Below are 22190 nucleotides of genomic sequence, written 5' to 3'. Positions count from 1 at the left end.
ATGAAAAATGCGATTCCAACTTTCCTAAAAGCCCTGTGGCTAACACTGCATCTTTCATTTTTTGGAATCGTTTTTTCTATCATTTTAGGCTTTTTTATCGCACTCCTACAATTTTACAAAATCCGCTTTTTAAGCACCCTAGCACAAGCTTATATTGAACTCTCACGCAACACTCCGCTACTGATTCAACTTTTCTTTTTATATTATGGCTTGCCACAAATTGGACTAAAGCTAGATGGCTACACTTGCGCACTTATTGGCGTGGTATTTTTAGGTGGAAGCTATATGGCAGAATCTTTTCGCGCAGGATTAGAATCTGTGGGGAAAATCCAAATAGAATCAGGGCGAAGCTTAGGGCTTAGTGAAAAACAGCTTGTGCTTTTTGTGATTCTCCCCCAAAGCTTAATGGTAAGCCTGCCTTCTATCAGCGCAAATGTGATTTTTCTCTTAAAAGAAACCTCCGTTGTTAGTGCAATTGCCCTTGTAGATGTGCTATTTGTTACAAAAGATTTGATTGGCAGTTATTACAAAACAAATGAAACACTGCTTCTTTTAGTGCTTTGCTATTTAGTTGTCTTGCTGCCTTTATCTCTTATCTTTTCAATGCTAGAGAAGCATTATAAAAAATATCTAGGATAAAATATGGAAATCTTATTTCTACCCCAGAATATTTTAAGGATTTTACAAGGTGTTTTTGTAACTTTGCAAATTGCACTCATTGCGATTGTATTTTCTTGTCTTTTTGGTTTTCTTTTAGGATATTTGATGGCATTAAAATCCAAGCTCTTAAAAGCAATTTGTCGTTTGTATTTAGAATCTATACGCATTGTTCCAATTCTTGCGTGGCTTTTTATTATCTATTTTGGCTTATCAAGCGTGATAAACTTAAGCGGTGTTGAAGCTTGTATTTTAGCTTTTAGTCTTTGGGGGATTGCTGAAATGGGAGATTTAGTGCGTGGAGCAATCTCAAGCTTACCAAAGCACCAAGAGCAAAGTGCTAGGGCTTTGGGCTTGAAAGAATGGCAGGTGCAGGTGTTTATTATTTTCCCACAAAGTTTTAAGCGACTTTTACCAAGCCTTGTTAATCTTTTCACGCGAATGATAAAAACAACTGCGCTTGCAGCACTCATTGGAGTTAGTGATGTGTTAAAGGTTGGACAACAGATTATTGAAGTTAATCTTATTAGCTATCCAACAGCAAGTTTTTGGGTGTATGGTGGAATCTTTTTTGTGTATTTTGCGCTGTGTTACCCCTTATCCCTGTTTAGTCGCCACTTAGAGAAAAAACTCATTTAAGGAGAACAATGGTTTTATTAAAATTAGAAAACATTATGAAAAAGTATCAAGATAACCTTGTTTTAGATGGTGTAAGTTTAGAGATTAAAAAAGGCGAAGTGTGTGCAATTTTAGGACCAAGTGGCTGTGGAAAAAGCACATTGTTGCGCTGTGTTAATGGACTAGAGTCCATTCAAGGCGGTAAAATCTACTTAGATGGCGTGCAAATTGGGGGCGAGAATGTGCAAACAAAATGGAGTAAGGTGCGTCAAAAAATTGGAATGGTATTCCAAAACTACGAGCTTTTTCCGCATTTAAGTGTTTTAGAAAACATTATTCTTGCTCCCATTAAAGTGCAAAATCGCACAAAAAAAGAAGCAAGTAGCCAAGCCTTAGAGTTACTTAAACGCGTTGGATTGGTGCACAAAAAGGATTCCTATCCCAAAGAATTAAGTGGTGGACAAAAACAGCGTGTAGCAATTGTGCGTGCTTTGTGTATGAATCCTGAAATTATGCTCTTTGATGAAGTGACTGCTTCCTTAGATCCTGAAATGGTAAAAGAAGTCTTAGATACCATTAGAGGGCTTGTAAGTGAGGGAGTGACAATGCTTTTAGTAACCCACGAAATGAAGTTTGCAAGGCTTGTTGCAGATAGAATCGTGTTTTTTGATGGCGGAAAAATTGCAGAAATCGCAACGCCCCAAGAGTTTTTTACAAACCCAAAAAGTGAGCGCGCTAAAAAATTTTTAAATATTTTTGAATTTTAGGCTTAAAATTTTAAACAAGCTTAAAAAAATGAATAATCTGTTTTGGATTCTATATTTAGACTTGATACTTTTAGTCTTTCTAAGCCTAGCTATTTTTGCATTTTCTTTGGTTTTAGAAGTTTGTTTTTAAATTTATTGTGCAATTGCATTTATTCTACTAAATAATGCGCCCCTACCGAAAAATCACGCTTAAGTGCTGATTCTATAATATTTTTTGCAGTGAGCAAACGCAAGCGAAGTAGTCGCCCTACTCCGCTTTGTAGCATCACTTCCACTCCACCTAATGCTTCATTGAGTCCTGATTTTTTACGCATAATACCAACTTTGCTCCACATTAAATTGCGTAAAATGGCTTTAAGATTCTCATCTTGCGGATTTTGTAAAACTTCTGTGTGGAGCAAAAACTCTCTAATCTTTTGCTCTCCCTTTGCGCCATAATTTCCTACAATATTTTTTGCACTACGCCTTGAAAACACCAAGCCTTCAAGCAAAGAATTTGAAGCCAAACGATTTGCGCCGTGAACTCCTGTGCAAGCACACTCACCTACTGCATAGAGATTTTTCATTCCTACAACCTTACCCACACCATCCGTTTCAATACCACCCATACAATAATGAAACGCTGGAGAAATTGGAATCCTATCTTTAGGCAAGTCATATCCAAAGGCACTAAGATTGCGTGCAATATTAGGAAAACGCTCATAAAAAAAATCTTTAGAAAACGCATTTAAATCAAGATACACTTCTTTTTCTGCTGGATTGTTAAATTTTTCTTGCAATTTTAACTTGTAATCAAAAATACTTCTAGCAACTTTATCACGCGAAGCCAATTCCCCTTTTGTGTCATAATCAAACAAAAAACGCTTTCCCCAAAAATCTACAATTTTTGCTCCCTCGCCCCTTAGGGCTTCACTTAGTAGCATTTTGCGTGCTTGATGCGTTTTGACAAACACCGTTGGATGAAATTGTAACATCTCCATATCCTTAAGTTTTAAGCCATTTTCAAGAATCATTCCGTGCAATTCACTAGAAATCGTATAAGCATTGGTATGGTATTCAAAAAGTGCGCCCACTCCCCCGCTTGCTAAAATAATATGCTTTGCATAGAGATTATAATTCCCGCGCTTTGTTAGCACGCTAACACCATAGCAATGGTTATTCTCAATAAGGAGTTCTGTAACCGTTGCATTTTTCCATAATGTGTGTGAGATTTGCGCCATTAAATGCGAATGCAATGCACGCCCTGTGGAATCCCCACCAGCGTGGATAATGCGTGAAGTGCTATGTGCAGCCTCTTTGGTAAAAAGCAAATTACCCTTAGAATCTTTATCAAAAGGCGTTTGGCGTACAACTAAGTCTTCTAAAACTTCTAAACTCTCTTCGCTCAGTGTTTTTACAGCATCTTCATTACACATTCCAGCTCCAGCTTCTAGCGTGTCTTTAATGTGTAACGCAATGTCTTCAATGTTTTTTGCAACTGCGATTCCACCTTGCGCATAAAAGGTGTTGCATTCCCAAGTTTGATCCTTGCAAAGAATTAAAACCTTTAAATGTTTGGGTAAATTTAGCGAAGCATATAATCCAGCAACCCCAGCCCCTACAATAATCACATCAAAATGCAACATTGCTATTCTCTAGGGCTGTATTTGTATGCTTTCTAAAAGGCTCATCTTTAAATCCGCAACCCGCATTTAAAGCACTAAACAAAACAATCTGTGTTATAATCAAAAAATGAAAAATGTATCGGAAGTTTTGACGCATCTCCTAAGTTCTCCTAACTTTAAAAGATTACACGAAATTAGAGAATCAGAATGCTTTATCCAACTATTATCCTTTAGTCTTAAAAGTGGAATCGCTTTTAGCTTCACTAGGGATGAAACACTATTTATCGCATTAAAACACTCTTGTTTCAAGCAGGAATTCTATCACAAAATCGCCTTAGTTAAGCAACTTTTAAAACAATATCAGCAAGAAAAAAATGCGTTGTTAGAAATTAAAGACATTAAAGTTTTTGTAACCTATGATATTTATAAAAAAGAAGTGGAAAAAAATCAAGAAAATACGATTCCATTAACTTATGGCGAGCTGAGTCTAGGAGAGTTTGAAAACCTAGCAACAAACCCAAAAATCCACGCCTTATTTGAATCCATACGCAACCACATTTTAAACAACCAAGAATAGCCAACATATGGAATCCAATCTTAAGCCGCTCTCACAAACCCTGCTAGATACTTTAAAAAAGATTCCAAGTCAAAGTGGTGTGTATCATTATTTTGATGCACAAGGCAAATTGCTTTATGTTGGCAAGGCAAGGAATCTAAAAAATCGCATTAAGAGTTATTTTCGTTTTACACCAAACTTAGCTCCCGCTTTAAACTTAAGCCCTAGAATTGCGCAAATGGTTAGTCAAATTGCGCAATTGCGTTATATCGTTGTAGAAAATGAAAACGATGCGCTAATCTTAGAGAACTCACTTATTAAGCAACTTAAACCAAAATACAATGTGTTATTGCGTGATGATAAGACTTATCCCTATTTATGTGTGGATTTGCAGGACGATTTTCCGCGCATTTTACTCACTAGAAAAATTTTTAAAAAGCAAGGTTTGCGCTATTTTGGACCTTTTTCAAGTGGTGCTAGAGATCTTTTGGATTCCATTTATGAAATTTTTCCGCTAGCGCAAAAAGAAGCTTGCAAAAGGGGCAAAAAAGCTTGTCTTTTTTATCAAATCCATCGCTGTTTAGCCCCTTGTGAGGGTAAAATTTCTACCAAAGACTATGCAAAGATTCTCCAAAATGCCCTAGAATGCGTGCAAAATCCTAAAAAAATTTTAATACCTTTAGAGCAAAAAATGTTGCAACTCTCACAAAATTTACGCTTTGAAGAAGCTAAAATCTTGCGCGATAGAATTGCTAAAATTAAAAACTTAAGCCCCCTTTCTTCTGTGGATTTTGCAGATTTAGTGGATTTAGATGTGTTTGCGCTTGTGTGTGAAGAGAAGCGTGCAGTGCTTGTCAAATTTTTTATGCGTAATGGCAAAATTATCTCAAGTGCAACGCAGAACATTAAAAGTGAATTGGGTTTTGATAGCTTAAGCATTTATAAACAAGCACTCATTAACCACTACTCTAACGCCCTTCCACTAGTCCCAAAACAACTTCTAATCCCCTTTGATTTAGGAGAAAACACACGAGAGTTGGAATCCTTTTTGCAAAACAAAACCGGAAAAAAAATCACAATACATTTTCCAAAAAACGGAGATAAAAAACGCCTATGTGAGTTAGCAATCCAAAACGGAAAAGAGATTTTACGCTTAGAGCAAAATAATGAGGAAGAAGTTTTTGACTCCCTTAAAACCCTCTTTTCTCTACAGGAAACACCCCATCGCTTTGAAATTTTTGACACCTCTCACCACAAAGGCGCACAATGCGTTGGAGCAATGGTTGTGTATGATGATAAGGGGTTTGTTAAAGAATCCTATCGCCATTATTTATTAGAAGGAAAAGATGAATACACACAAATGCGCGAAATGCTAAAGCGTCGCATACAAGATTTTACAATGGAATCTCCTCCGGATTTATGGGTACTTGATGGAGGTGTTGGACAGATTAATCTAGCTAGAGAATTGCTAGAGAGTGCGGGGGTTAATTTAGAAGTTATAGGGATTGCAAAGGAAAAGATTGATAGCAAGGCACACCGCGCAAAAGGTAGCGCAAAAGATATTTTAAGAGATGAAAATTTAAAGGAATATCGCTTAAGTGTGAGTGATAAACGCTTACAATTTTTACAAAAACTGCGTGATGAGGCGCATCGCTTTGCTATTACCTTCCACCAAAAACAAAAGCAAAAAACAATGCAACATTCTAAGCTTTTAGACATCAAAGGCATAGGCAAAGCGACGCAAAGTAAGCTTTTAGCATATTTTGGAAGCTTTGAAGGAATCCAAAATGCAAGCTTAGAGGAGTTTAATAATGTGCTTTCTAAAAAGCTTGCAGAATTTGTTTTTAAGGCTTTGCATTAGAAGTTTCCAAAATAACGCACAGCACTGATTTTTCTCTCCACATTGCTAAGTAAATTTAGATTTTCTTTGCTTAAATTTGCATTTTGCAATAGATTTTGTGTTTGTGTGGAATCTAAACTAGGATTAAACTTATAGAGCATATCAAAACCCATTTTTTCCTCTTTATTTAAGATTCCACTTTGCGCCATTGCATCACCTAGTTCGCTAAGATTCCCATTAATGCTAAAATCTTTAGCAAAATCACGGAGCTTTGTAAAATCGTGACTAAGCGTCAAAGTGTCTTCAATTTCACTTGGCTTAATATTGGAATTTATCGTATCAAAGAGTGTATCAATACCTTCTGTTTTTTGTGTTTCTTTGGTAGAGCTTGTTAGATTACTAGATTTATTTTGGTCATAAGCTTGGCTTAATAAGCCCCACATTTGGCTATTCTTATCACTAACTTGCATAGTTTTTTCCTTTATTTTAAGTTTCACATTCTAAAAATAAAAGCAAAAAATATTCCAAATTAATGCTATTTTGGAATTTCCTTAAAAGCATTTTCACACCATTTTCTATAAGGCTTAGAGACCTTATAAAGCTTGATTCCAATAATCTCAGGAAGTTCATAGGTATGATGTTTTAAAAGAATCTCTTTTAACTTCTTAAAATCTTTTTTAAAAACCTTAAAATTTAGCAAAACTTCTGCTTCATTTACGATTTGTAAAAAGTTAGAATCCTTTTTCCACATATAGCTACTTTGAATCTGTGCTTGCTGAATGCAAGGGCTTAAACCTAATTCTAATGCGACTTTAATCAACAATTTCGCATTAGATTCTGTGGTAGTTGTTTGCAGTAACATCAATTGCATTAATTCCTATTTTCTCCTCCCATTCTCTTCTTCTTTTCTTCAAATGCTTTTTTCTTCTCTTCTTGACGCATTTTCTCTAAGTTTCTTTGGCGTTCTTTTGAGCGTCTGTATTTTTCAATAAACTCCTGACGCTCCGTTTGGTTCTGGTAAGAAATAGGACGGATAAAAAAGATTCCAAGCATTAAGATGAAGAAGAAAATTGCAGTTTCTTGGTTTGCAGTGAGTTGATACCAAACCATTGCGATTCCAAGCGAAATAATGACTTTTAAAGCAAAAACCATATTACAGCATTTGTGGTTTAATTTTATGTGCGTGAAATCCTAAAGATTCCGCATTTGCGTCGCTGAACAACGCCAAAATCACTTGCGGCATAAATAACAATGGAATCTCAGCAGTATCACGCCCAGAAATATCTTGTAAGTCCTTAATGTGCTTATCCATAAGTTCAAAATTTCCAAGATTTTCAGCCATAATAAAATCCACTCCGCAATCTACCATTTCATAATAGTCCATTGCGCCCATTTTATAAGCCAATGCAGGGTTGCTTTGCAATAAATAGGCATAACTCTCTTTGAAAAAAGGCAAAAGCTTAAGCCCTGTGATGCTTTCAATGCGTGCAAATAGTTGTGATTCCTTAAACTTTTCTTCAAGCCCTCTATCAACAATAAACGCGCATTTAAAGCCCTCCCAACGCCTATGTTTAATCGCATCAGGCGAAATCTTATCCATTAGCACTTCGGGAGCAAAAATAAAAGTGTTTTCAAGATTTAAAATATCAATCGCACAATACTTTGCTAGCTCCTCTCTAAACTCCGTATTTTCATACAGATTCTTTAAAAGCCTTTTGATAACCAAAAAACTTTGAGAATCACACACTAGCACCTTACACCCTTCTTGATGTGCCTTATCTAATAACACAATTAAGGGCTTAAAATACTCAATAGTCGCCACAAAAGGCAAAAATTTATCATCAAGCGCAAGAGATTCTGTGCGCACAACAGAGATGTGCAATTTATCTAATAGCTTTTTAGCATTATCCATTAAAAGTTTAGAAGACTTATAAAAGTGATTATGTAAAAGAATATAAGATTCCATTATTTCTCCTATAGGCTTTTTAAAATTCTAGTTTTAAACTTTTGAATCTTTGGATTTTCACAGCGGTCAAAAATCAAAGTTTTTAATTCTTCTATGCAAAGATCAAACTTATCATCTTGCGGAAAAAGATAAGTTTTTAGCCGTTGTACATTTAAGATTCCATTTTCCATATCGCATACAGCCTCTAAAATGTCATCTGTTTTATGCTTTGCATACAATGCCGCAGCAAGTAAAAAATACGCCTCACCTAGATAGTTTGGATTTTCCACACTCAAAGGCGTTGCATAGGCATAAGGTAAAAAAGAAAGCAAAAAAGTATTGCTTAACATTTTAGATTCCAAATTTTCAACACAAATTTCCTTAAAATCTGTATGCTTAAAAGCACTCAAAACTTCATCGTATGCAAGCTCATCTAACCCTAATTGCTTTAATGGCATAAGCTTCTCCCAAAATGGTTCAATATTAATGGCTAAATCTTTAAGTGCTAAATGCGCATTAAGCGGTTCTACTTTCCAAGCATTTCCAAACTTTTTTATAAGTTCAAAAAGAGAAAGTTCAAAATCAAAAACAACTACCCCATTAATCTTAAAACCATATCCATTATATCCGTAATCATACACAGAATCTTGGATTATTTTAAGCAAATCTAATAGGGATTTTTCAGGGGCAACCTTAATTGTAAGCTTCGCAAAATAAGGTAGATAATCGGTTTTTATATCAAAGCGAAATAATTCTAAATTAATTTTTTTCTCCATTTTTTCTCCAACAAATTATTTTTTAAATTTTTTATTTTTTGGATTTGCTAAAAGGGCTTGCATTGAGCTATTTATCCCCTCTTCTTCCATTTGACTTGGCTTAATTTTAGGAAATGTTGCAAATAGATTCATATAAATACAAAAATCTGATTGCAAACCATCATGGTTAGGAAGCAAAATCTGCACAATACTATCAAGTGGAGATGTTACAAAACTACCCACATTTTCTTCACCAAACCCTGCTTCAAAATACAAATTCTTTCCATCAAGCTCTAAACTCTCAAAAGTGTAACCTGCTAAAATAAACAAAGTTAGCTCACTAAAAGCATTACGAATTTCTTGTGGCAAACTTGGTTCAAACTTCACACACTCTATATTACACAGAATTGAAAAGCTAATTTTCTTACGGATTAAATGCTCCAAAATTTCATAGCAATGCTTCTCTTTCATTGCTTGAAATTTCTTATCTTTCAACAAAATTTCCATCTCTCCTTATCCTTTTATTCTTCTTTTAAAATCTCTTTTAAGCCTTCCAAAAGGATTCTAACTTCTTGCATTCCAATCTCCCAAAAATCGCTACTCTCAATATCTAAATCAAAGATTCCAACAAGTTCTTTTGGTGTTTTGCTTCCGCCAAGACTCAAAAACTTCTCGTATTTTGCCACAAAATCTTCTCTTTGCTTGCGATACACGCCAAAAAGTGCAAAAACTAAAAGTTGTCCATAACTATACGCATAGCAATAAAAAGGTGTGTGGATAAAATGCGGAATATACGACCACCACAGCTTATAATTCTCTGTTAAAACCACGCTTCTGCCAAACATTCTTTGATTCTCTTCCTGCCATAGCACATTTAGTGTTTCTGTGCTTAATTCCCCTTCTTTTTTATGCACTAAGCGTTCAAAATTTGTAAAAACATTTTGACGAAAAAGCGTGGCAAACACATCTTCTAGCTTACCTGCATAAAGGGCAATTTTCTCTTTATTATTTAAATTTTTCTGCATTTTTTCAAAAAGTAACATTTCTGCAAAAACAGACGCCGTTTCCGCCGTTGTTAGCGGAGTATCAGCATTGAGATAACCCACAGAATACGAGAGATATTGATGTATCGTGTGTCCTAGCTCATGTGCCATTGTGAAAGCATCACGCCTACGATTTGTGTGATTCAGCATTAAATAGGGATGCACACTAGGCACAGCACTATGGCTAAATGCCCCACCACGCTTATTTTCTCTAGGATGTGAGTCAATCCAACCTTCACTAAATGCACGCTTTGCAATGGCATAAAATTTTGGCGAAAACTCCGCAAACGCTTCTAAAACAACGGCTTTAGATTCTGCGTAACTAAAGTCCGCTTCATCATTAGCAATAGGCGCATAGCGGTCATAATCATAAAGGCAGTCATAGCCTAGTAATTGCGCTTTAAGCGTGTAATACTCCTCTACGATTCCAACATTTTGATTGATGGTTTCTACCATCATATCCACACTTTTTTGCGTGGTTTGATTAGAAATATGGCGCGATTGCTCCAAGCTCTCATACCCGCGCAACTCCGCTGTAATCTTTAAATCCTTTCGCACCACATTATAGATATAAGTTAGAAGCGGGAGATTTTGCGCTAGCGTTTTGCTTAAGGATTCTTGTGCCATTTTACGCACTTCCCTATCCTTATCATAAAGTAGGCTTAAAACTTCCTCCTCACTCACTTCCTTAATTTCATTTTGAAGCGTGATTGAAAAGCGCAAATTGCTCAAATGCTCATCAAATAGGCGTTTAAAGCTATCCACACCCACAGGCTGTGTTTTTAACAACACCTTTTCTTCTTTTAAGCTTAACTGATGCTTTGCGTGTTTTTGCAAAAGCTCTAAATAATACGCATATCCCTTCGCACTCTCTATAAATTCTTGCTGTTTTACTCTCTCAAGCGCATTAAATTCTAAATCAAAAAACAGCAAAGAACCCTGCGCTTTATTAACTTCCATTTCGCATTCTGCATAAAACGCCCCCTCCTTCGTATCAGACGCAAAGCACAAAAACGCATAAGTCATAATGCGTGATAACTCCTCGCAAAGTGCTTCATACTCTTTTAAGCTTTGATAAAAGGATTCCGCATTTAGCGCATTAAGATTGCCTTTGTATTTCGTCTCAAAGTCTTGCGCCTTTGTAATTGCGCTTTGCATTGCCTTGTGTAGAGATTCTTTGTTATTAAATAGGTGTTTTAGATTCCATATATCTTTTATATCTGCCATAAATATTCCTTTAATTTTTGCGAAATTTTACAGCAAAGGGGCTTAATAAACACCATTAAGCAACCCAACATTAACAATATAAATTATATATGATTTACTCCATCGTGCTTTAAGCGTACATAAATATAAATTTCTTTCTTTATATTGTTTTCTTTATTTTTCAAAAATGCAATTCCAAGTTTTTGCTCTAAATTTGCTAAAAAGTTTTTGGCGATACTCTCTATATCAAATTGTATTGATCCGCCAACTTCAATAGCGTTATTTATTTCATTGGAAATTCCCACCACTTCACTAAATTCCACATCTAAACACCCAACACTCAAAAACTCATTGATTGCCATTTTCAGCTGATTTGGCAAAGAGTCTATATTGATTCTTTCTTTTTCTATCCATTCCTTTATTTCTTTTGGACTGCATTTTGGCTGAGAACTCTTTAAAAACCAATTTTTTGATTTTGTTTATGATTTTTCGTTTCTTCACTGAATTGAAATTCCGCTCCCGCACTTACTCCAATACTGCCACCTTTTAATAGATCTTGTTCATTAGCACCTGCATTAAATCCAAAATATCAGTAATGATTCTTTTGTTTCCTTCCCTTCTAATTTGGACAATGTAATGGATTGCAGTGCAAATGTAATCAACTAACATTGCTCTATCAGGATTTTGTAGGCTACCTCTTAGAATTATGTTTGTAATAATGGCTTTAATGGCGTCTTCTGGGCTATTAGCGTGAAGCGTTGATAAACTTCCGCCGTGTCCTGTGTTGTTGATTCTTAAAAATGGAAATGTGTTGCGTGTATCAATTTCCCCTAAAAATAATCTATCAGGTCGCATTCTCATTGTGTTATTGATTGCAATTTCATAGTTATAATGTAGGCTTTCTTGCTTTGGGACTGCTAGTTGCACTTTATTGTGGTGTGGAATGAATAATTCTTGTGAATCTTCAATGCTAATGATTCTTTCTTTTAAGGGTATGTTTTCAATAAGTGCATTTAAAAAGCTTGTTTTACCGCTACCTGTTCCACCACTTATTAATAAATTCTTTTTGTATTCCCCTTGCTGCTTAACAATATCCTTGATTTTTTAATAATTCCAACCTGCTTGCATTACTTTTTGGCTTAATATAAAACTTTCAAGTGGAAATCTTGTTTTACTTGGAATCCTTATAACGACACTACAATCACTATTAAAAAGAGTTGCTTTGTGTTGCACTTGGATTCTATATCTTAGATAGGGTGGTGGTAACTCACAAGACAAGTGGCAATGAATTTCATCAAATTGTTGCCTTCTTGTTGTTGCTAATTGAATTGCTAGAGTATCTAAGAAATCTCCATCAATCTCTTCATCTTCTATAACTTCCCATTTGCTATTTCTATCAATCATTAATTCTTTGGGCTTATTGATACAAATTTTATTCGCTTCTAATGTGAGATATTTATCCATTTTTTCTAGCATAGTATCTAAGACGATAGAAGACATATTGCTACCTTTTAAATTTCTTTATAGCTTTGATTAAGCTTATTGAGCTTTGTTTTCTTTTTGACTAACTCTGTTTCAATTTTTGTGATTTCGTCTTTTGTTTGAAGGATTTTTTGATAAATTTTCTCTTTCTCAATTTTGCTTTTTTGCTCCTCTTCAATTTCATTTATGATTGCATCAACATTGATTGCATTATTTGTTGTTTTTTCTTTTTTTATTTCTAGTTCTTGCTCTTGCATAATTACTCCTTTGTAAAATATTGAACCATCACTTCATTATTTTTTGGTTTTGGAAACCAGATGTGATGTGTTGGCACTAGGAAAATTCTACTCCCTTGTTTAATTTCAATGATTCCATAGCGTTCAAAGTATTTATTATTAACTTCACCCAATGCACCGCTCATTCCCATACTATCTGAAGTCATTGCATTAGTTAAGAGAATATTTACACCCTGTGGGGTAATGATTTCTCTCCATTGAATTTGTAAGCGATTCTGTCCTATTGTGTTATTGTTTTGGTAAAAACCTATTGCCTTACTTCCTCTTGGAATCATTACTGCCTGCCCCATTGTTGCATAAATGTATTCTTCAACTTGTGCAGTAACTAATCCACTTAAGTCGCTACTAATTGCAGTTGTTAGCACCGCTGGAATCATACGCCCTGCCCTTATCATTCTAAATAAGCGATGCTCATTTGTTGCTTCATTAATATTGGGCTGATTGCTAAAAGAATCCACTCCATAAATTCTTTTATTAGAATTTGAATAATCTACAATGGATGGATTTGCCCTATCTGATAAGATTCCATCTCTAATAAGTTGTTGGATTCTATTCTTTTCTTTTTGATAAGGGTCAATTTGCTTTTGTTGTGTGATGGGTTGTGTGGATATAATCTGCTTTTGGTTCTCTTGTTTCTCTTCTTTTTGTTCTAGCTTATCGTCCTCTTGGCTTTCTTCTTCAATCTTTTTTAAATCCTTAAAGATTTCTTGATGAATATCATTAATTTGTGGTATTGCTCCTTTTTTGGGTTCTTTTTTAAGATTCCATAAATAATCATCAAGCGGAAAATTGCTTTCATTTTCAAAGAAATAATCTAAATTCTCTTGTGTATTATTGTCTTTTAACACATCTTCTGCATTTAAGCAATTTAGAGCTAAAAGGGAGAAAGATAGAGTATAAAAAGTCTTTTTCATTGCTCCCCTCCTTTAATGTCTTTTACTTCAATAATATTAGGGGGTGTAAAGGGATTGTCCTTTTGATGGTTGTGTTTTTCTTCCTTATTGTTTAGGTCTTCTATACAAACATAGGAATTCCCGATGTAAATTGTAAATTTAGGGTTAATTGTTTCTGCAATAATGTAATCCCCTATGATTTTTGTTTCAATAGGAGTGTCTTTTTTATCAATGACTGCAAAAATGGTAGGGATTTTAGGCATTTTATCTTTTGGGTATTTAAAGTAAGTCCATTTATTATCCCTAAAAATGTCTTCTGCTAAAAGTCATTTATTTTCTTCTTTTGCTTTTTGCTTAAATTTTCTTTTGATTGCATCTCTTTTAATTTTCACTTTTGCGATTCCCTCTTGAATCACAAGGTAATTTTTTGCCTCTTCTTCTTTTTGTTGCTTTAATTTTTGTTCATAAAGCATTGCTTCTTCATCTTTTATATAGACAATTAAATTGGGGTTTTGACTATTTTTATAATCTGTGGAAAAAATGTAAAAATTGTGCAATTTATTATCTTCTGTAAAAATTGTTAAATTGGTATCAATTCCTATTAGACTTGGAGTGATTGCAAGAGCATTAGACATATTTGGGATTTCTTGCACTTTATAACCTTGTGGGTCGCCTAAAATGTAGCTTTTAATTTTTGTATCAAAAATCAAAGTTGTATTCATTGCAAAGCGTGTCCTAATGGATTGTGTCTTATTTTCTTCATAAAGGATTGTTAAGACATTTTCAAATCCTGTGCGTTTCTTTTCAAAAAATTTATTTTGCAAAGCTTTTAAGTTTTGATGTCTAATTGCTTTTTTCATTAGCTCTATTTCTTCTTGGCTAATCTGTATTTGCTGTGGGTTTGTATATTGTTGTTGCACTTGCAAAGTTTCAATTTGCTCAGAAGTTAATTGATTATTGATATTAATGCTTTCTTTGATACTATTATTAATGCTTTTATCGTGTTTGATATTATTGTGCATAAAAATATTTTCCCCTGATTGTTGCCCTCCTTCTGTTTGTCCTTGTAAATATTGCAGTCCTATAGGTTCTACAATTTCAGCATTAACAATATTTATAAGGCTTGCACAATACAATAAGTTCACAATTAATTTATGATTCATCTTGCTAATCCTTTTTATCCAATATTGCTTCTTTTATTTTTGTGTCATTTTCTGTTTTGCTTGTTTGATTGTTTTCTAATGGAGTTTCTTGCTTCTTTTCTTGAGTTGTGTTTTGATTTTCAATGTTAATTTTTGTTGCTTGATACTCTTTAACAATAAAGCCTGTTGGATTGTTTGGAACAGATTCTTGTGTGATTTCCCTATTGATAAAGTCGTATTGGATGCTTACTCTAAAGCGTGAGATGTTTTTAACTACACCTTGTTGTGTGGTTGCGATAAAATCCACTAAAGCAACATTTTTACTTAGGATAGAAGTGTTGATAATTTCAATTTCTCTATAAAGATTAGGAGTTGTGTAAATGCTTCCTCGTTGGGTTACTAATCTTTCAAAAGCTTTCCAGACTTTGTTTTCGCTCTGTGAAGCTATCTTTCTGTATCTCTCTTCATCATTAATTCTATTAATCGTTTCTCTATCAAGCACATAACCGCTTATAATGCTTTTTAATAAGGCTGTATCAGCCTTTATATTGTAGTTGCCTTGCACTACTCTTACAAAATTATTGTCTGCATTTTGAAAAGAATACCAAGTAAGGCTCTTTTTCCTTAAGCGGCATTAGCATTAAGATAATCAATAGCGCAAGCATTAATAAGATTGATAAAATTGCAACTAAAAGCAAAAGTGTTTTTTGATGTTTTTTTCTAAACTAAAGATGTAATTAGGGTCTTTTCTTAAATCATTATCGTTAGCTACCATTATTTATCCTAGTATCTCTTCGTATGTAAAACAAGCACAAGGGCTTGTTTTATGGATTTTTGAACCACAACCACTGATGAATATAATCATTCCTGCTGTAAGGATTAATTTGGCTAACATTAACTTTCTCCTTGTAAATATAATTCTCTCCACTTATCCGTGTGGAATCTTTTTAAATCCATCATTCTATTGACATCTAATGCTTCAGAGCTAAAAGTGTTTAAATACCCTCCTAAAGAAGATAAATCCACATCTAAAATTGCGCTTTTATTGAGTCTTTTTTGTTTTAAAAGGATTTTTCTTTCGCTGATTTGTGTTTTTCTTAAAAAGTCAATTTCCCCGCCTGTTAATTGCGCTTTTATTTGTAGATTTTCTAAAACGCTTTCATCAGTTGTTGGAAAAATGATAAAGTTACTCATATTATCAATGAAGCTTTGGCTTTTAGGGATTACATTAAAAAAGTCTAAATTTTGAACTGCCATCATAATAATCCCATTAATTTTTCTAATCTCTAGGATTGATTCACGCATTGTTTCTTCTAATAGGTAGTCTTTTAATTCATCAATGAAAATAAAAAATCCCTTGCCACTATTTTTAGAAACATTTTTTAATTTATGGAATATATAAAGTGCTGATAGGCTTGCTAAGTCTGGATTTTTCAATATGGAATCCATATTTAAGATAGAGAGTTGCTTAGAAAAATCTAAAGTATCTTCTTTATTGTTAAACATAGAATCTAAATATTTTTGGTATTTTGCCTTTAAGTCAATTTCATAATCTGTTGGAAGTGCTGTTTGAAAATCTTGTAGTGTTGGTGTTGTTTTTGTATAGCTTGTTAAAGCCTTTATTGTTTTTGCGACTTGATTAATGTGTTTGTGTTCATTTGTTTTAATGTCTGCCATTTTGCATAAGAAAAAATTTAAAAATTGCTTATTCTCCATAGTGTTTGCTAAAGTAAAGGGGTTAAACTTAAAATCGTCTTCTGCATCATTATACTCCCCACCATAAAATTCAGTAAAAACACGCATTCCACGCAGTTTGTCCATTGCAAAGATATTAATGTTGTATTTAAAAAGGTTTAGCATTAAAAATTGTGTTAGCATTGTTTTACCGCTACCTGTTCCACTCACGATAATGGTATGTCCTGTTGCGCTTTTGGATTCATCTTCGTGAAAATTAAATAAGAATGGACTTCCACTTAAATGCTTGAAATAGGTAATTGGCATTTTTCTCCAACGATTCTCTTTGATTCCTACAATATCATTTTCAAAAGTGATAATGGTGGATAGATTTGAGCTTTGCAGGCTTCTTTTTCTGACATTTAAATTGCCTCTACTTGGAAAGAATGAAAAATAAAGGGGTTTTTGGTTTAGCGTTTCTCTAACAACTGCTAAATTTTGATTTTCAAGTGTTCCTAGTAAATCATTACAATTTTCATTTAAGATTTCCTTAGAATCAGCAGTGACTAAAATAGAATAGCTAACAAGCATTAGTGTTTCTCTGTCTGTATTAATAGCCTTCATTAAATTTTCTAATTCAACTTTTATTTCATCCATTGCAAAAGGCTTTATGTCTTTAATGTGTTTAATTGCCTTGTCTTTTGTGTAGCATTCAGTATGGATAAAAATCATAAATTCTTTATTTTGTCTAAGCACGGAAGTAGAGATTAAACTTGAAACTTCTTCTGTTTCATAGGCTTTTATGCTTAAGAATCTTGCGTAAATTCTTTTTCCATCATTCCTGTGAAAAATCATATAATCATTCTTCTTTCGTGTTCTTGTTCTTGGATTTTATTATTTTCTTTTTTCATAGAAGAAAGTGCATAATTCATTTTGTAAAGAGCTTTTAAAATCTCATTAATATCCTTTGCTTCAATGAGTTTTTCTACACTTCTATCAAAATTTTCTTCTAATTCTTGGATTCTTTCAGAGATTTGTTGCTTACGCTTTAAATACATTTCATCAATGGAATCGGGGCTTAATTCTGCATTTTCTAATTGCGGTGTATTTTCTTTGCTGTTTTGATTGTCTAAAGGCTTGTCTTGTGAATTTTCTTACATAGATTGCTTAAACATCTCTTTTCCTTGTTCTGTTTCTAATTGCTTCAATTCTTCTTTTAAAGCTGTCATTTCTTCTAAGATTTCTAAAGAATCTTTTGCTTTTTCTACACCCTCGCTATTTAATGCTTCTTTTGTTGCATAAATAGCTTGTTCTGGAGTGGAGTTATTTAAAATCTCTTCTACAAGCTCTTTTTTATTTTCTAGCTCGTGTTTTTCGCCTAAGATTTGCATTGCTTCTTGTGCATTAGCTTTTTCTTCTGCAATCCTTGCCTCTTCTATTTTTTGTTTTGCTTCTTCAATTCTCCTACCTTCTTCTAAAAACTCTTCTTCATTAAAGTTTTCTGCAAAAGGTTGTCCATAAAAAGCTAAGGTATCTGCATAATCAGAATATTCAAAAGAGCCTTCCCTTGATACATCATAATAAGGACTTGTTATATCTTGAGTTGCTTCTTTGGATTCTGTTTTTTGCTTAAAATCTTGAAATTCTGTATAAAGAGATTCTTTATTGCTTGTATCTGTTTTATTGTTTTCATTCCCTTCTTCTTTGCTTGTTGTCTCTTTATTTTTGTTATTATTAACTTCATTAACTTCTTGAATTTCTTCTTGTGCTGGCATCTTCACTCCTTTAAGTATAGATTTGTTTTGTTTAAAAAATCTAAATTGTAAATTCTACCTTGAAGCTTGGAAAATCCAAAAAAACGATATATAAAAATGAAAAATTTTAGGTATAATTAAGTTATATGTATGGAAATTGAAGGAATTACAATGGGTGGACAAGCAATACATAATAGCAATTTAGAAACAAGAGAAATATTATCTCCTGTGTTACTAGCCTTTTTAAAACAAAAGATTAAAGAATTAGGGCAAGAGAAAAATGAACAAATTATTATGGAATCCATAAAAATTGTAGCCGATGAGATTGTTAGTAAGCAAGCTATTAATGCAACTGCCATAAGAGAAGAGCTAGAAGAGAGATTAAAAAATGAACTTGCAACTAAAGATTTTGTAAGGGCTGAAATCAATCAAGTAAGAACAGAAATTGCAGAAACTAAGCAAGAATTAAAAGTGGAGATTGCAGAATCCCATAAAAAACAAATGTGGCTTATTATCTCAACAGGAGTTATTTCAGTAGTTACAATCATAGGTGCAAATTTTGCATTGCTTAAATTTCTAATTGATACATTCTTAGCTGCTTTAAATACTAAATACTAATTTAAAATAAGGAGTTACAATGCGTGGATATTTACAACAAGAGAAAAATCAAGAGAAAGTTGAAATAACACGCTGCTATCACAAGAGAACTAACTGATGATACAAAAATCAGCCTTTAGATTATAACAACTTTGATGACTTACTAGAAAGTATTGATTCGGAATTGAAAGCAGTGGGAGCTTGGTTTTATTTTAAATTATTTAAAAATACATAAAACCTCTTTGCCCTTTATCAATCATTCAACATCTAAGAGTGTGATAGCACGCTTAGAAGATTTTTCAATGTCCTCAAAAGTTTCAATAATGGAATCTACATTTTCTTTTGTAAGTGTTTGGCTAAGCTTTTCAAGTGCAGAATTTGTATCCTCAAGCAATGCAACTTTTGTTTGATTTAACCCCTCAATGTCAAGGTTTTCAATTTTTAAAAGCATTTTTTCATCATCTAAATATTTAGAGATAGGATTAATTGCATTAAAGTCACAAGTTTTTTTTCTTAAATTAAAACTCAAATATAAATTAGATTTATACACAATGTGTTCAAGTTTTGAAATGCTATACAATAGGCGCGATGATAGTTTATTAAAGACTTCTTGAAGCGTTACTGTGGTCTGCTCCATTCTACCAAAGACTTCATTAAAATTTGTGATATTACTATGTGTTGAATTTGCATAATCTGAAATTTGTGCAAAATTATCTTGAATCTCTGCAATTTCTTGTTGCATATTTTGAACGACCATTGAGATTCCATTTGTTGCCTTATGCGTTTTTTCTGCAAGCTGGCGCACTTCATCAGCAACAACAGCAAATCCTCTTCCGTGCTCACCTGCTCTAGCAGCTTCAATGCTAGCATTTAGTGCTAGTAAATTTGTTTGGTTTGCAATATCTGCAATGATGTCTACAACTGAACTCACATCTTTTGACTTTTGGGTGAAGCTATCTACGGTTGCTAAATTATCGTTGATAATTACCATTAAAGCATCAATAGATTCCGTAATGCCTGCAACATCTTTTTGTGAATCTTTTGCGCTATTTGTGATGTTTGTAACATTATCATTTACCACATCTAGTTGCTGCATATCTCCGTCTAAGTCTGATGAAATTTTTGTTAAATTTTCATTTTGGCTACCTAAACTCATATCTAGCAATGACTTTGCAAGTGCATTTTGGATATTTTCTTTTGCATTTTCCTCAATTTTTAATAATGCTTTATTGATATAATTAATGTTTTGAATAAATGCTCCTTTTAAACCCTGTGCATAAGCTAAGCGATAATATTTACCTTCTTGGGAGCAATGAACTGCTGTGCTAATTTCACGCATAAAAGCTTCTAAATTATCTGCCACTGTATTGATATTATTTGCTATCTCACATAAATCTTCATCGCCTTGAATATATAGGACGCGTTGTTCAAATTGCCCCTTTTGATACATTTTCGTTACTTTAAGTATATTTTGGATAAGGCGCTCACGCATTGTAAACTTTACAATTCCATACGCTAATATAATTCCAATTAATACATAAATAAGTAAAAAGATGCTAAACCCTTGCATAAACGCTTCTAGCACAAAGCCAATGGCACAAAGTATAATGCCAAGAACAAGTAAATTTCTCATCGGTATCCCCCTGCTTTAGCTTGTTTTTGAAGGCTAATGATAAACTCATTCCATTCTGTTTTGTTTTGTTCTAAATAATCTGACACAAATTGCATACTAGCCTCTAAGCCTTTTTCTTTTTCAAGCAAGAGCAATTGCTTATAGATTTCTATGATTGTTTCAATCCCAACTTTACTTGGTCGGCGACGCACAGAATAATAACCAATTACCCTTCCGTTTTCATCATAAGAGGGTGTTACATTTGCAAAAACCCAATAGGTTTGGCGATTTTTAGAAAGATTGCAAACATAGGCAAAAAACTCCTGTTTTCTTCCCATTGTATCCCATAAAAGTTTAAAAGCAGCGCGTGGCATAAAGGGATGGCGCACAAGATTATGGGGCTCCCCTAAAAACTCATTTTCATTATAGACGCCATATTCAATAAAATCAAGATTTCCATAAGTAATCTTACCTTTTAAGTCTGTCTTAGAAGTGATTAATGTATCATCTTTTAGTAAGACTTCGTTTTTTAGAAGTTTTAATGCAGATTCCACTTATTTATTCCCTTAAAGTATAATAAATTACCAAAATTTGGAGCTTGAAATTATTGTAAAAAAATTATTAAAAGTCAAGATTAAGGGTTTTGAAAATAAAATATACAATAAACTTTTTAGCTTTTAAGGTTAATGATGCAAAATTATCAACAGAAAGATTTTTTAGATTCTAAAAATGCCCTAGAGCTTTATGATTTAGACATTTTTACACTTGGTAAAATGGCAGATTCTCTGCGACAAAAATATTTTAAAAAAAAAGTATTTTTTAACTCTAATCGTCACCTTAACCCCACTAATCAATGTGCTGATATTTGTAAATTTTGTGGCTTCTCTGCGCACAGAAAAAATCCCAATGCCTACACGATGGATAAAGAACAAGTCTTAGAGATTGCTAGGGATTCCATAAAATCGGGCGCATTAGAGTTGCACATTGTAGGTGCACACAATCCAAAGCTTAATTTAGAATGGTATTTAGAACTTTTTAGGACCCTTAAAGCGGAGTTTCCACAGGTGCATATTAAAGCCCTTACTGCTGCTGAAGTCAATTATCTAAGTGGAATCTCAAACAAAAGCCACAAAGAAGTGCTAGAATTAATGGCGCAAAATGGTGTGGACTCTATGCCCGGTGGTGGTGCAGAGATTTTTGATGAAAAAATTCGGAATTATATTTGTAAGGGCAAGGTAGATTCCAACACTTGGCTTAAAATCCACGGAATCTGGCATTCTTTAGGCAAAAAATCTAATGCTACAATGCTCTTTGGACACATAGAATCGCGCGAGCATCGTATTGATCATCTCTTGCGTTTGTATTATCAACAAGAAAAAAGCGGGGGTTTTAATGCGTTTATCCCCCTAGTCTATCAAAAAGAAAATAATTTTTTAAAAGTTACTGAGTTTCCTAGTGGACAAGAAATTTTAAAAACGATTGCAATTGCTAGGATTCTGCTCCCAAATATTCCACACATTAAAGCCTATTGGGCAACTTTAGGGTTAAATTTAGCACTTGTTGCACAAGAGTTTGGTGCAGATGATATTGACGGCACAATTCAAAGAGAAGCAATCCAAAGCGCAAGTGGTAGCAAAAGTGCCTATGGAATTGCAAAAGACACTCTAATTGCAGAAATCAAAGATGCGGGATTTATCCCAGTAGAGCGCGATAGCCTTTATAATATCATTCAAACTTACTAATAAGGGT

At 33.7% G+C, this 22190-nt stretch carries 27 protein-coding genes and 1 pseudogene; 7 read left to right on the top strand and 21 right to left on the bottom strand.

The window, feature by feature from the left end:
* From MRZ19_RS04340 to MRZ19_RS04330, 3 genes are read left to right on the top strand one after another with little or no spacing between them, the layout of a single operon-like run.
* The gene (locus MRZ19_RS04340) at nt 1–639 is read left to right on the top strand and encodes an amino acid ABC transporter permease (protein WP_291030905.1); all 639 of its coding nucleotides are present in this window, start codon (nt 1–3) and stop codon (nt 637–639) included.
* Nucleotides 640–642: 3 nt separating this feature from the next.
* Nucleotides 643–1296: an amino acid ABC transporter permease gene (locus MRZ19_RS04335; RefSeq protein ID WP_291030695.1), complete on the top strand. Its 654-nt coding sequence runs from the start codon at nt 643–645 to the stop codon at nt 1294–1296.
* An 8-nt stretch (nt 1297–1304) separates the two neighbouring features.
* On the top strand, nt 1305–2042 hold the full coding sequence (locus tag MRZ19_RS04330) for an amino acid ABC transporter ATP-binding protein (protein WP_291030693.1): 738 nt from the start codon (nt 1305–1307) through the stop codon (nt 2040–2042).
* A gap of 149 nt (nt 2043–2191) precedes the next feature.
* Here MRZ19_RS04330 and MRZ19_RS04325 read toward each other — a convergent pair whose 3' ends face one another.
* The gene (locus MRZ19_RS04325) at nt 2192–3667 is read right to left on the bottom strand and encodes an FAD-binding protein (protein WP_291030691.1); all 1476 of its coding nucleotides are present in this window, start codon (nt 3665–3667) and stop codon (nt 2192–2194) included.
* Nucleotides 3668–3773: 106 nt separating this feature from the next.
* Between MRZ19_RS04325 and MRZ19_RS04320 the strand changes: the two genes are divergently transcribed.
* Complete coding sequence (locus MRZ19_RS04320) at nt 3774–4223, top strand: hypothetical protein (protein WP_291030689.1); 450 nt, start codon at nt 3774–3776, stop codon at nt 4221–4223.
* A 7-nt stretch (nt 4224–4230) separates the two neighbouring features.
* On the top strand, nt 4231–6063 hold the full coding sequence (gene uvrC / locus MRZ19_RS04315; RefSeq protein ID WP_291030687.1) for an excinuclease ABC subunit UvrC: 1833 nt from the start codon (nt 4231–4233) through the stop codon (nt 6061–6063).
* Here uvrC and MRZ19_RS04310 read toward each other — a convergent pair.
* From MRZ19_RS04310 to MRZ19_RS04230, 18 genes and pseudogenes are all read right to left on the bottom strand, one after another.
* Nucleotides 6060–6512, bottom strand: coding sequence for a hypothetical protein (locus tag MRZ19_RS04310; protein ID WP_291030685.1), 453 nt, complete (start codon nt 6510–6512; stop codon nt 6060–6062). The two genes, uvrC and MRZ19_RS04310, sit on opposite strands and share 4 nt — an antisense overlap.
* Before the next feature lie 65 nt (nt 6513–6577).
* Nucleotides 6578–6913, bottom strand: coding sequence for a divalent cation tolerance protein CutA (gene cutA / locus MRZ19_RS04305; protein ID WP_291030683.1), 336 nt, complete (start codon nt 6911–6913; stop codon nt 6578–6580).
* Nucleotides 6913–7194, bottom strand: coding sequence for a hypothetical protein (locus tag MRZ19_RS04300; protein ID WP_291030681.1), 282 nt, complete (start codon nt 7192–7194; stop codon nt 6913–6915). The genes cutA and MRZ19_RS04300 overlap by 1 nt, the downstream gene beginning before the upstream one ends.
* 1 nt (nt 7195) lies before the next feature.
* Nucleotides 7196–8008, bottom strand: coding sequence for a hypothetical protein (locus MRZ19_RS04295; RefSeq protein ID WP_291030679.1), 813 nt, complete (start codon nt 8006–8008; stop codon nt 7196–7198).
* A gap of 8 nt (nt 8009–8016) precedes the next feature.
* Nucleotides 8017–8763, bottom strand: a complete 747-nt coding sequence (locus MRZ19_RS04290; RefSeq protein ID WP_291030677.1) for a DUF5644 domain-containing protein — start codon at nt 8761–8763, stop codon at nt 8017–8019.
* Between the two features lie 15 nt (nt 8764–8778).
* Complete coding sequence (locus tag MRZ19_RS04285) at nt 8779–9249, bottom strand: hypothetical protein (RefSeq protein ID WP_291030675.1); 471 nt, start codon at nt 9247–9249, stop codon at nt 8779–8781.
* Nucleotides 9250–9263: 14 nt separating this feature from the next.
* Complete coding sequence (locus MRZ19_RS04280; protein ID WP_291030903.1) at nt 9264–11003, bottom strand: M3 family oligoendopeptidase; 1740 nt, start codon at nt 11001–11003, stop codon at nt 9264–9266.
* Nucleotides 11004–11095: 92 nt separating this feature from the next.
* A complete protein-coding gene (locus tag MRZ19_RS04275; RefSeq protein WP_291030673.1) occupies nt 11096–11371 on the bottom strand; it encodes a hypothetical protein in 276 nt (91 codons plus the stop codon).
* 166 nt (nt 11372–11537) lie between these two features.
* Nucleotides 11538–12083 carry a CpaF/VirB11 family protein gene (locus MRZ19_RS04270; RefSeq protein WP_291030901.1) on the bottom strand — a complete coding sequence of 182 codons (546 nt, stop codon included), beginning with the start codon at nt 12081–12083 and terminating at the stop codon, nt 11538–11540.
* Between the two features lie 12 nt (nt 12084–12095).
* Complete coding sequence (locus MRZ19_RS04265; protein WP_291030671.1) at nt 12096–12491, bottom strand: hypothetical protein; 396 nt, start codon at nt 12489–12491, stop codon at nt 12096–12098.
* A gap of 11 nt (nt 12492–12502) precedes the next feature.
* Nucleotides 12503–12730, bottom strand: a complete 228-nt coding sequence (locus MRZ19_RS04260; RefSeq protein WP_291030669.1) for a hypothetical protein — start codon at nt 12728–12730, stop codon at nt 12503–12505.
* 2 nt (nt 12731–12732) lie between these two features.
* A complete protein-coding gene (locus MRZ19_RS04255) occupies nt 12733–13683 on the bottom strand; it encodes a TrbI/VirB10 family protein (protein WP_291030667.1) in 951 nt (316 codons plus the stop codon).
* Nucleotides 13680–13973 (bottom strand): TrbG/VirB9 family P-type conjugative transfer protein, encoded by a 294-nt coding sequence (locus MRZ19_RS08545; RefSeq protein WP_366936149.1) that lies wholly within the window; start codon nt 13971–13973, stop codon nt 13680–13682. The genes MRZ19_RS04255 and MRZ19_RS08545 overlap by 4 nt, the downstream gene beginning before the upstream one ends.
* Before the next feature lie 15 nt (nt 13974–13988).
* Nucleotides 13989–14825 (bottom strand): hypothetical protein, encoded by an 837-nt coding sequence (locus MRZ19_RS08540; protein ID WP_366936147.1) that lies wholly within the window; start codon nt 14823–14825, stop codon nt 13989–13991.
* A 4-nt stretch (nt 14826–14829) separates the two neighbouring features.
* A pseudogene (locus MRZ19_RS04245) lies at nt 14830–15372 on the bottom strand (type IV secretion system protein); the annotation flags it as partial.
* A 326-nt stretch (nt 15373–15698) separates the two neighbouring features.
* Nucleotides 15699–17333, bottom strand: coding sequence for a hypothetical protein (locus tag MRZ19_RS04240; protein ID WP_291030663.1), 1635 nt, complete (start codon nt 17331–17333; stop codon nt 15699–15701).
* Nucleotides 17330–17536 carry a hypothetical protein gene (locus tag MRZ19_RS04235; protein ID WP_291030661.1) on the bottom strand — a complete coding sequence of 69 codons (207 nt, stop codon included), beginning with the start codon at nt 17534–17536 and terminating at the stop codon, nt 17330–17332. The genes MRZ19_RS04240 and MRZ19_RS04235 overlap by 4 nt, the downstream gene beginning before the upstream one ends.
* 96 nt (nt 17537–17632) lie before the next feature.
* Nucleotides 17633–18253, bottom strand: coding sequence for a hypothetical protein (locus MRZ19_RS04230; protein WP_291030659.1), 621 nt, complete (start codon nt 18251–18253; stop codon nt 17633–17635).
* A gap of 150 nt (nt 18254–18403) precedes the next feature.
* Between MRZ19_RS04230 and MRZ19_RS04225 the strand changes: the two genes are divergently transcribed.
* On the top strand, nt 18404–18850 hold the full coding sequence (locus tag MRZ19_RS04225) for a hypothetical protein (RefSeq protein ID WP_291030657.1): 447 nt from the start codon (nt 18404–18406) through the stop codon (nt 18848–18850).
* Nucleotides 18851–19085: 235 nt separating this feature from the next.
* Here the strand turns inward: MRZ19_RS04225 and MRZ19_RS04220 are convergent, their stop codons facing one another.
* On the bottom strand, nt 19086–20462 hold the full coding sequence (locus tag MRZ19_RS04220) for a methyl-accepting chemotaxis protein (protein WP_291030655.1): 1377 nt from the start codon (nt 20460–20462) through the stop codon (nt 19086–19088).
* Entirely contained in the window at nt 20459–20995 is a 537-nt protein-coding gene (locus MRZ19_RS04215; protein ID WP_291030653.1) for a PAS domain-containing protein, read from the bottom strand. The genes MRZ19_RS04220 and MRZ19_RS04215 overlap by 4 nt, the downstream gene beginning before the upstream one ends.
* Before the next feature lie 135 nt (nt 20996–21130).
* Between MRZ19_RS04215 and mqnE the strand changes: the two genes are divergently transcribed.
* Entirely contained in the window at nt 21131–22183 is a 1053-nt protein-coding gene (gene mqnE / locus MRZ19_RS04210) for an aminofutalosine synthase MqnE (protein WP_291030651.1), read from the top strand.
* Nucleotides 22184–22190: the final 7 nt, after the last annotated feature.

Source organism: Helicobacter sp. (genome assembly GCF_022770205.1).
Taxonomy (GTDB): Bacteria; Campylobacterota; Campylobacteria; order Campylobacterales; family Helicobacteraceae; genus Helicobacter_D.
The sequence above is the reverse complement of the archived record's forward strand: the minus strand, read 5'-3'. Positions and strand labels throughout refer to the sequence as shown.

Coding starts and splice junctions, on each gene's coding strand:
- MRZ19_RS04260 (WP_291030669.1), bottom strand. CDS start 12,730: ATGCAAGAGCAAGAACTAGAAATAAAAAAAGAAAAAACAACAAATAAT.
- cutA (WP_291030683.1), bottom strand. CDS start 6,913: ATGCAATTGATGTTACTGCAAACAACTACCACAGAATCTAATGCGAAA.
- MRZ19_RS08540 (WP_366936147.1), bottom strand. CDS start 14,825: ATGAATCATAAATTAATTGTGAACTTATTGTATTGTGCAAGCCTTATA.
- MRZ19_RS04230 (WP_291030659.1), bottom strand. CDS start 18,253: ATGCCAGCACAAGAAGAAATTCAAGAAGTTAATGAAGTTAATAATAAC.
- MRZ19_RS04235 (WP_291030661.1), bottom strand. CDS start 17,536: ATGTATTTAAAGCGTAAGCAACAAATCTCTGAAAGAATCCAAGAATTA.
- MRZ19_RS04300 (WP_291030681.1), bottom strand. CDS start 7,194: ATGGTTTTTGCTTTAAAAGTCATTATTTCGCTTGGAATCGCAATGGTT.
- MRZ19_RS04340 (WP_291030905.1), top strand. CDS start 1: ATGAAAAATGCGATTCCAACTTTCCTAAAAGCCCTGTGGCTAACACTG.
- MRZ19_RS04265 (WP_291030671.1), bottom strand. CDS start 12,491: ATGTCTTCTATCGTCTTAGATACTATGCTAGAAAAAATGGATAAATAT.
- uvrC (WP_291030687.1), top strand. CDS start 4,231: ATGGAATCCAATCTTAAGCCGCTCTCACAAACCCTGCTAGATACTTTA.
- MRZ19_RS04225 (WP_291030657.1), top strand. CDS start 18,404: ATGGGTGGACAAGCAATACATAATAGCAATTTAGAAACAAGAGAAATA.
- MRZ19_RS04335 (WP_291030695.1), top strand. CDS start 643: ATGGAAATCTTATTTCTACCCCAGAATATTTTAAGGATTTTACAAGGT.
- MRZ19_RS04310 (WP_291030685.1), bottom strand. CDS start 6,512: ATGCAAGTTAGTGATAAGAATAGCCAAATGTGGGGCTTATTAAGCCAA.
- MRZ19_RS04290 (WP_291030677.1), bottom strand. CDS start 8,763: ATGGAGAAAAAAATTAATTTAGAATTATTTCGCTTTGATATAAAAACC.
- mqnE (WP_291030651.1), top strand. CDS start 21,131: ATGCAAAATTATCAACAGAAAGATTTTTTAGATTCTAAAAATGCCCTA.
- MRZ19_RS04220 (WP_291030655.1), bottom strand. CDS start 20,462: ATGAGAAATTTACTTGTTCTTGGCATTATACTTTGTGCCATTGGCTTT.
- MRZ19_RS04330 (WP_291030693.1), top strand. CDS start 1,305: ATGGTTTTATTAAAATTAGAAAACATTATGAAAAAGTATCAAGATAAC.
- MRZ19_RS04255 (WP_291030667.1), bottom strand. CDS start 13,683: ATGAAAAAGACTTTTTATACTCTATCTTTCTCCCTTTTAGCTCTAAAT.
- MRZ19_RS04320 (WP_291030689.1), top strand. CDS start 3,774: ATGAAAAATGTATCGGAAGTTTTGACGCATCTCCTAAGTTCTCCTAAC.
- MRZ19_RS04285 (WP_291030675.1), bottom strand. CDS start 9,249: ATGGAAATTTTGTTGAAAGATAAGAAATTTCAAGCAATGAAAGAGAAG.
- MRZ19_RS04295 (WP_291030679.1), bottom strand. CDS start 8,008: ATGGAATCTTATATTCTTTTACATAATCACTTTTATAAGTCTTCTAAA.
- MRZ19_RS04325 (WP_291030691.1), bottom strand. CDS start 3,667: ATGTTGCATTTTGATGTGATTATTGTAGGGGCTGGGGTTGCTGGATTA.
- MRZ19_RS04240 (WP_291030663.1), bottom strand. CDS start 17,333: ATGATTTTTCACAGGAATGATGGAAAAAGAATTTACGCAAGATTCTTA.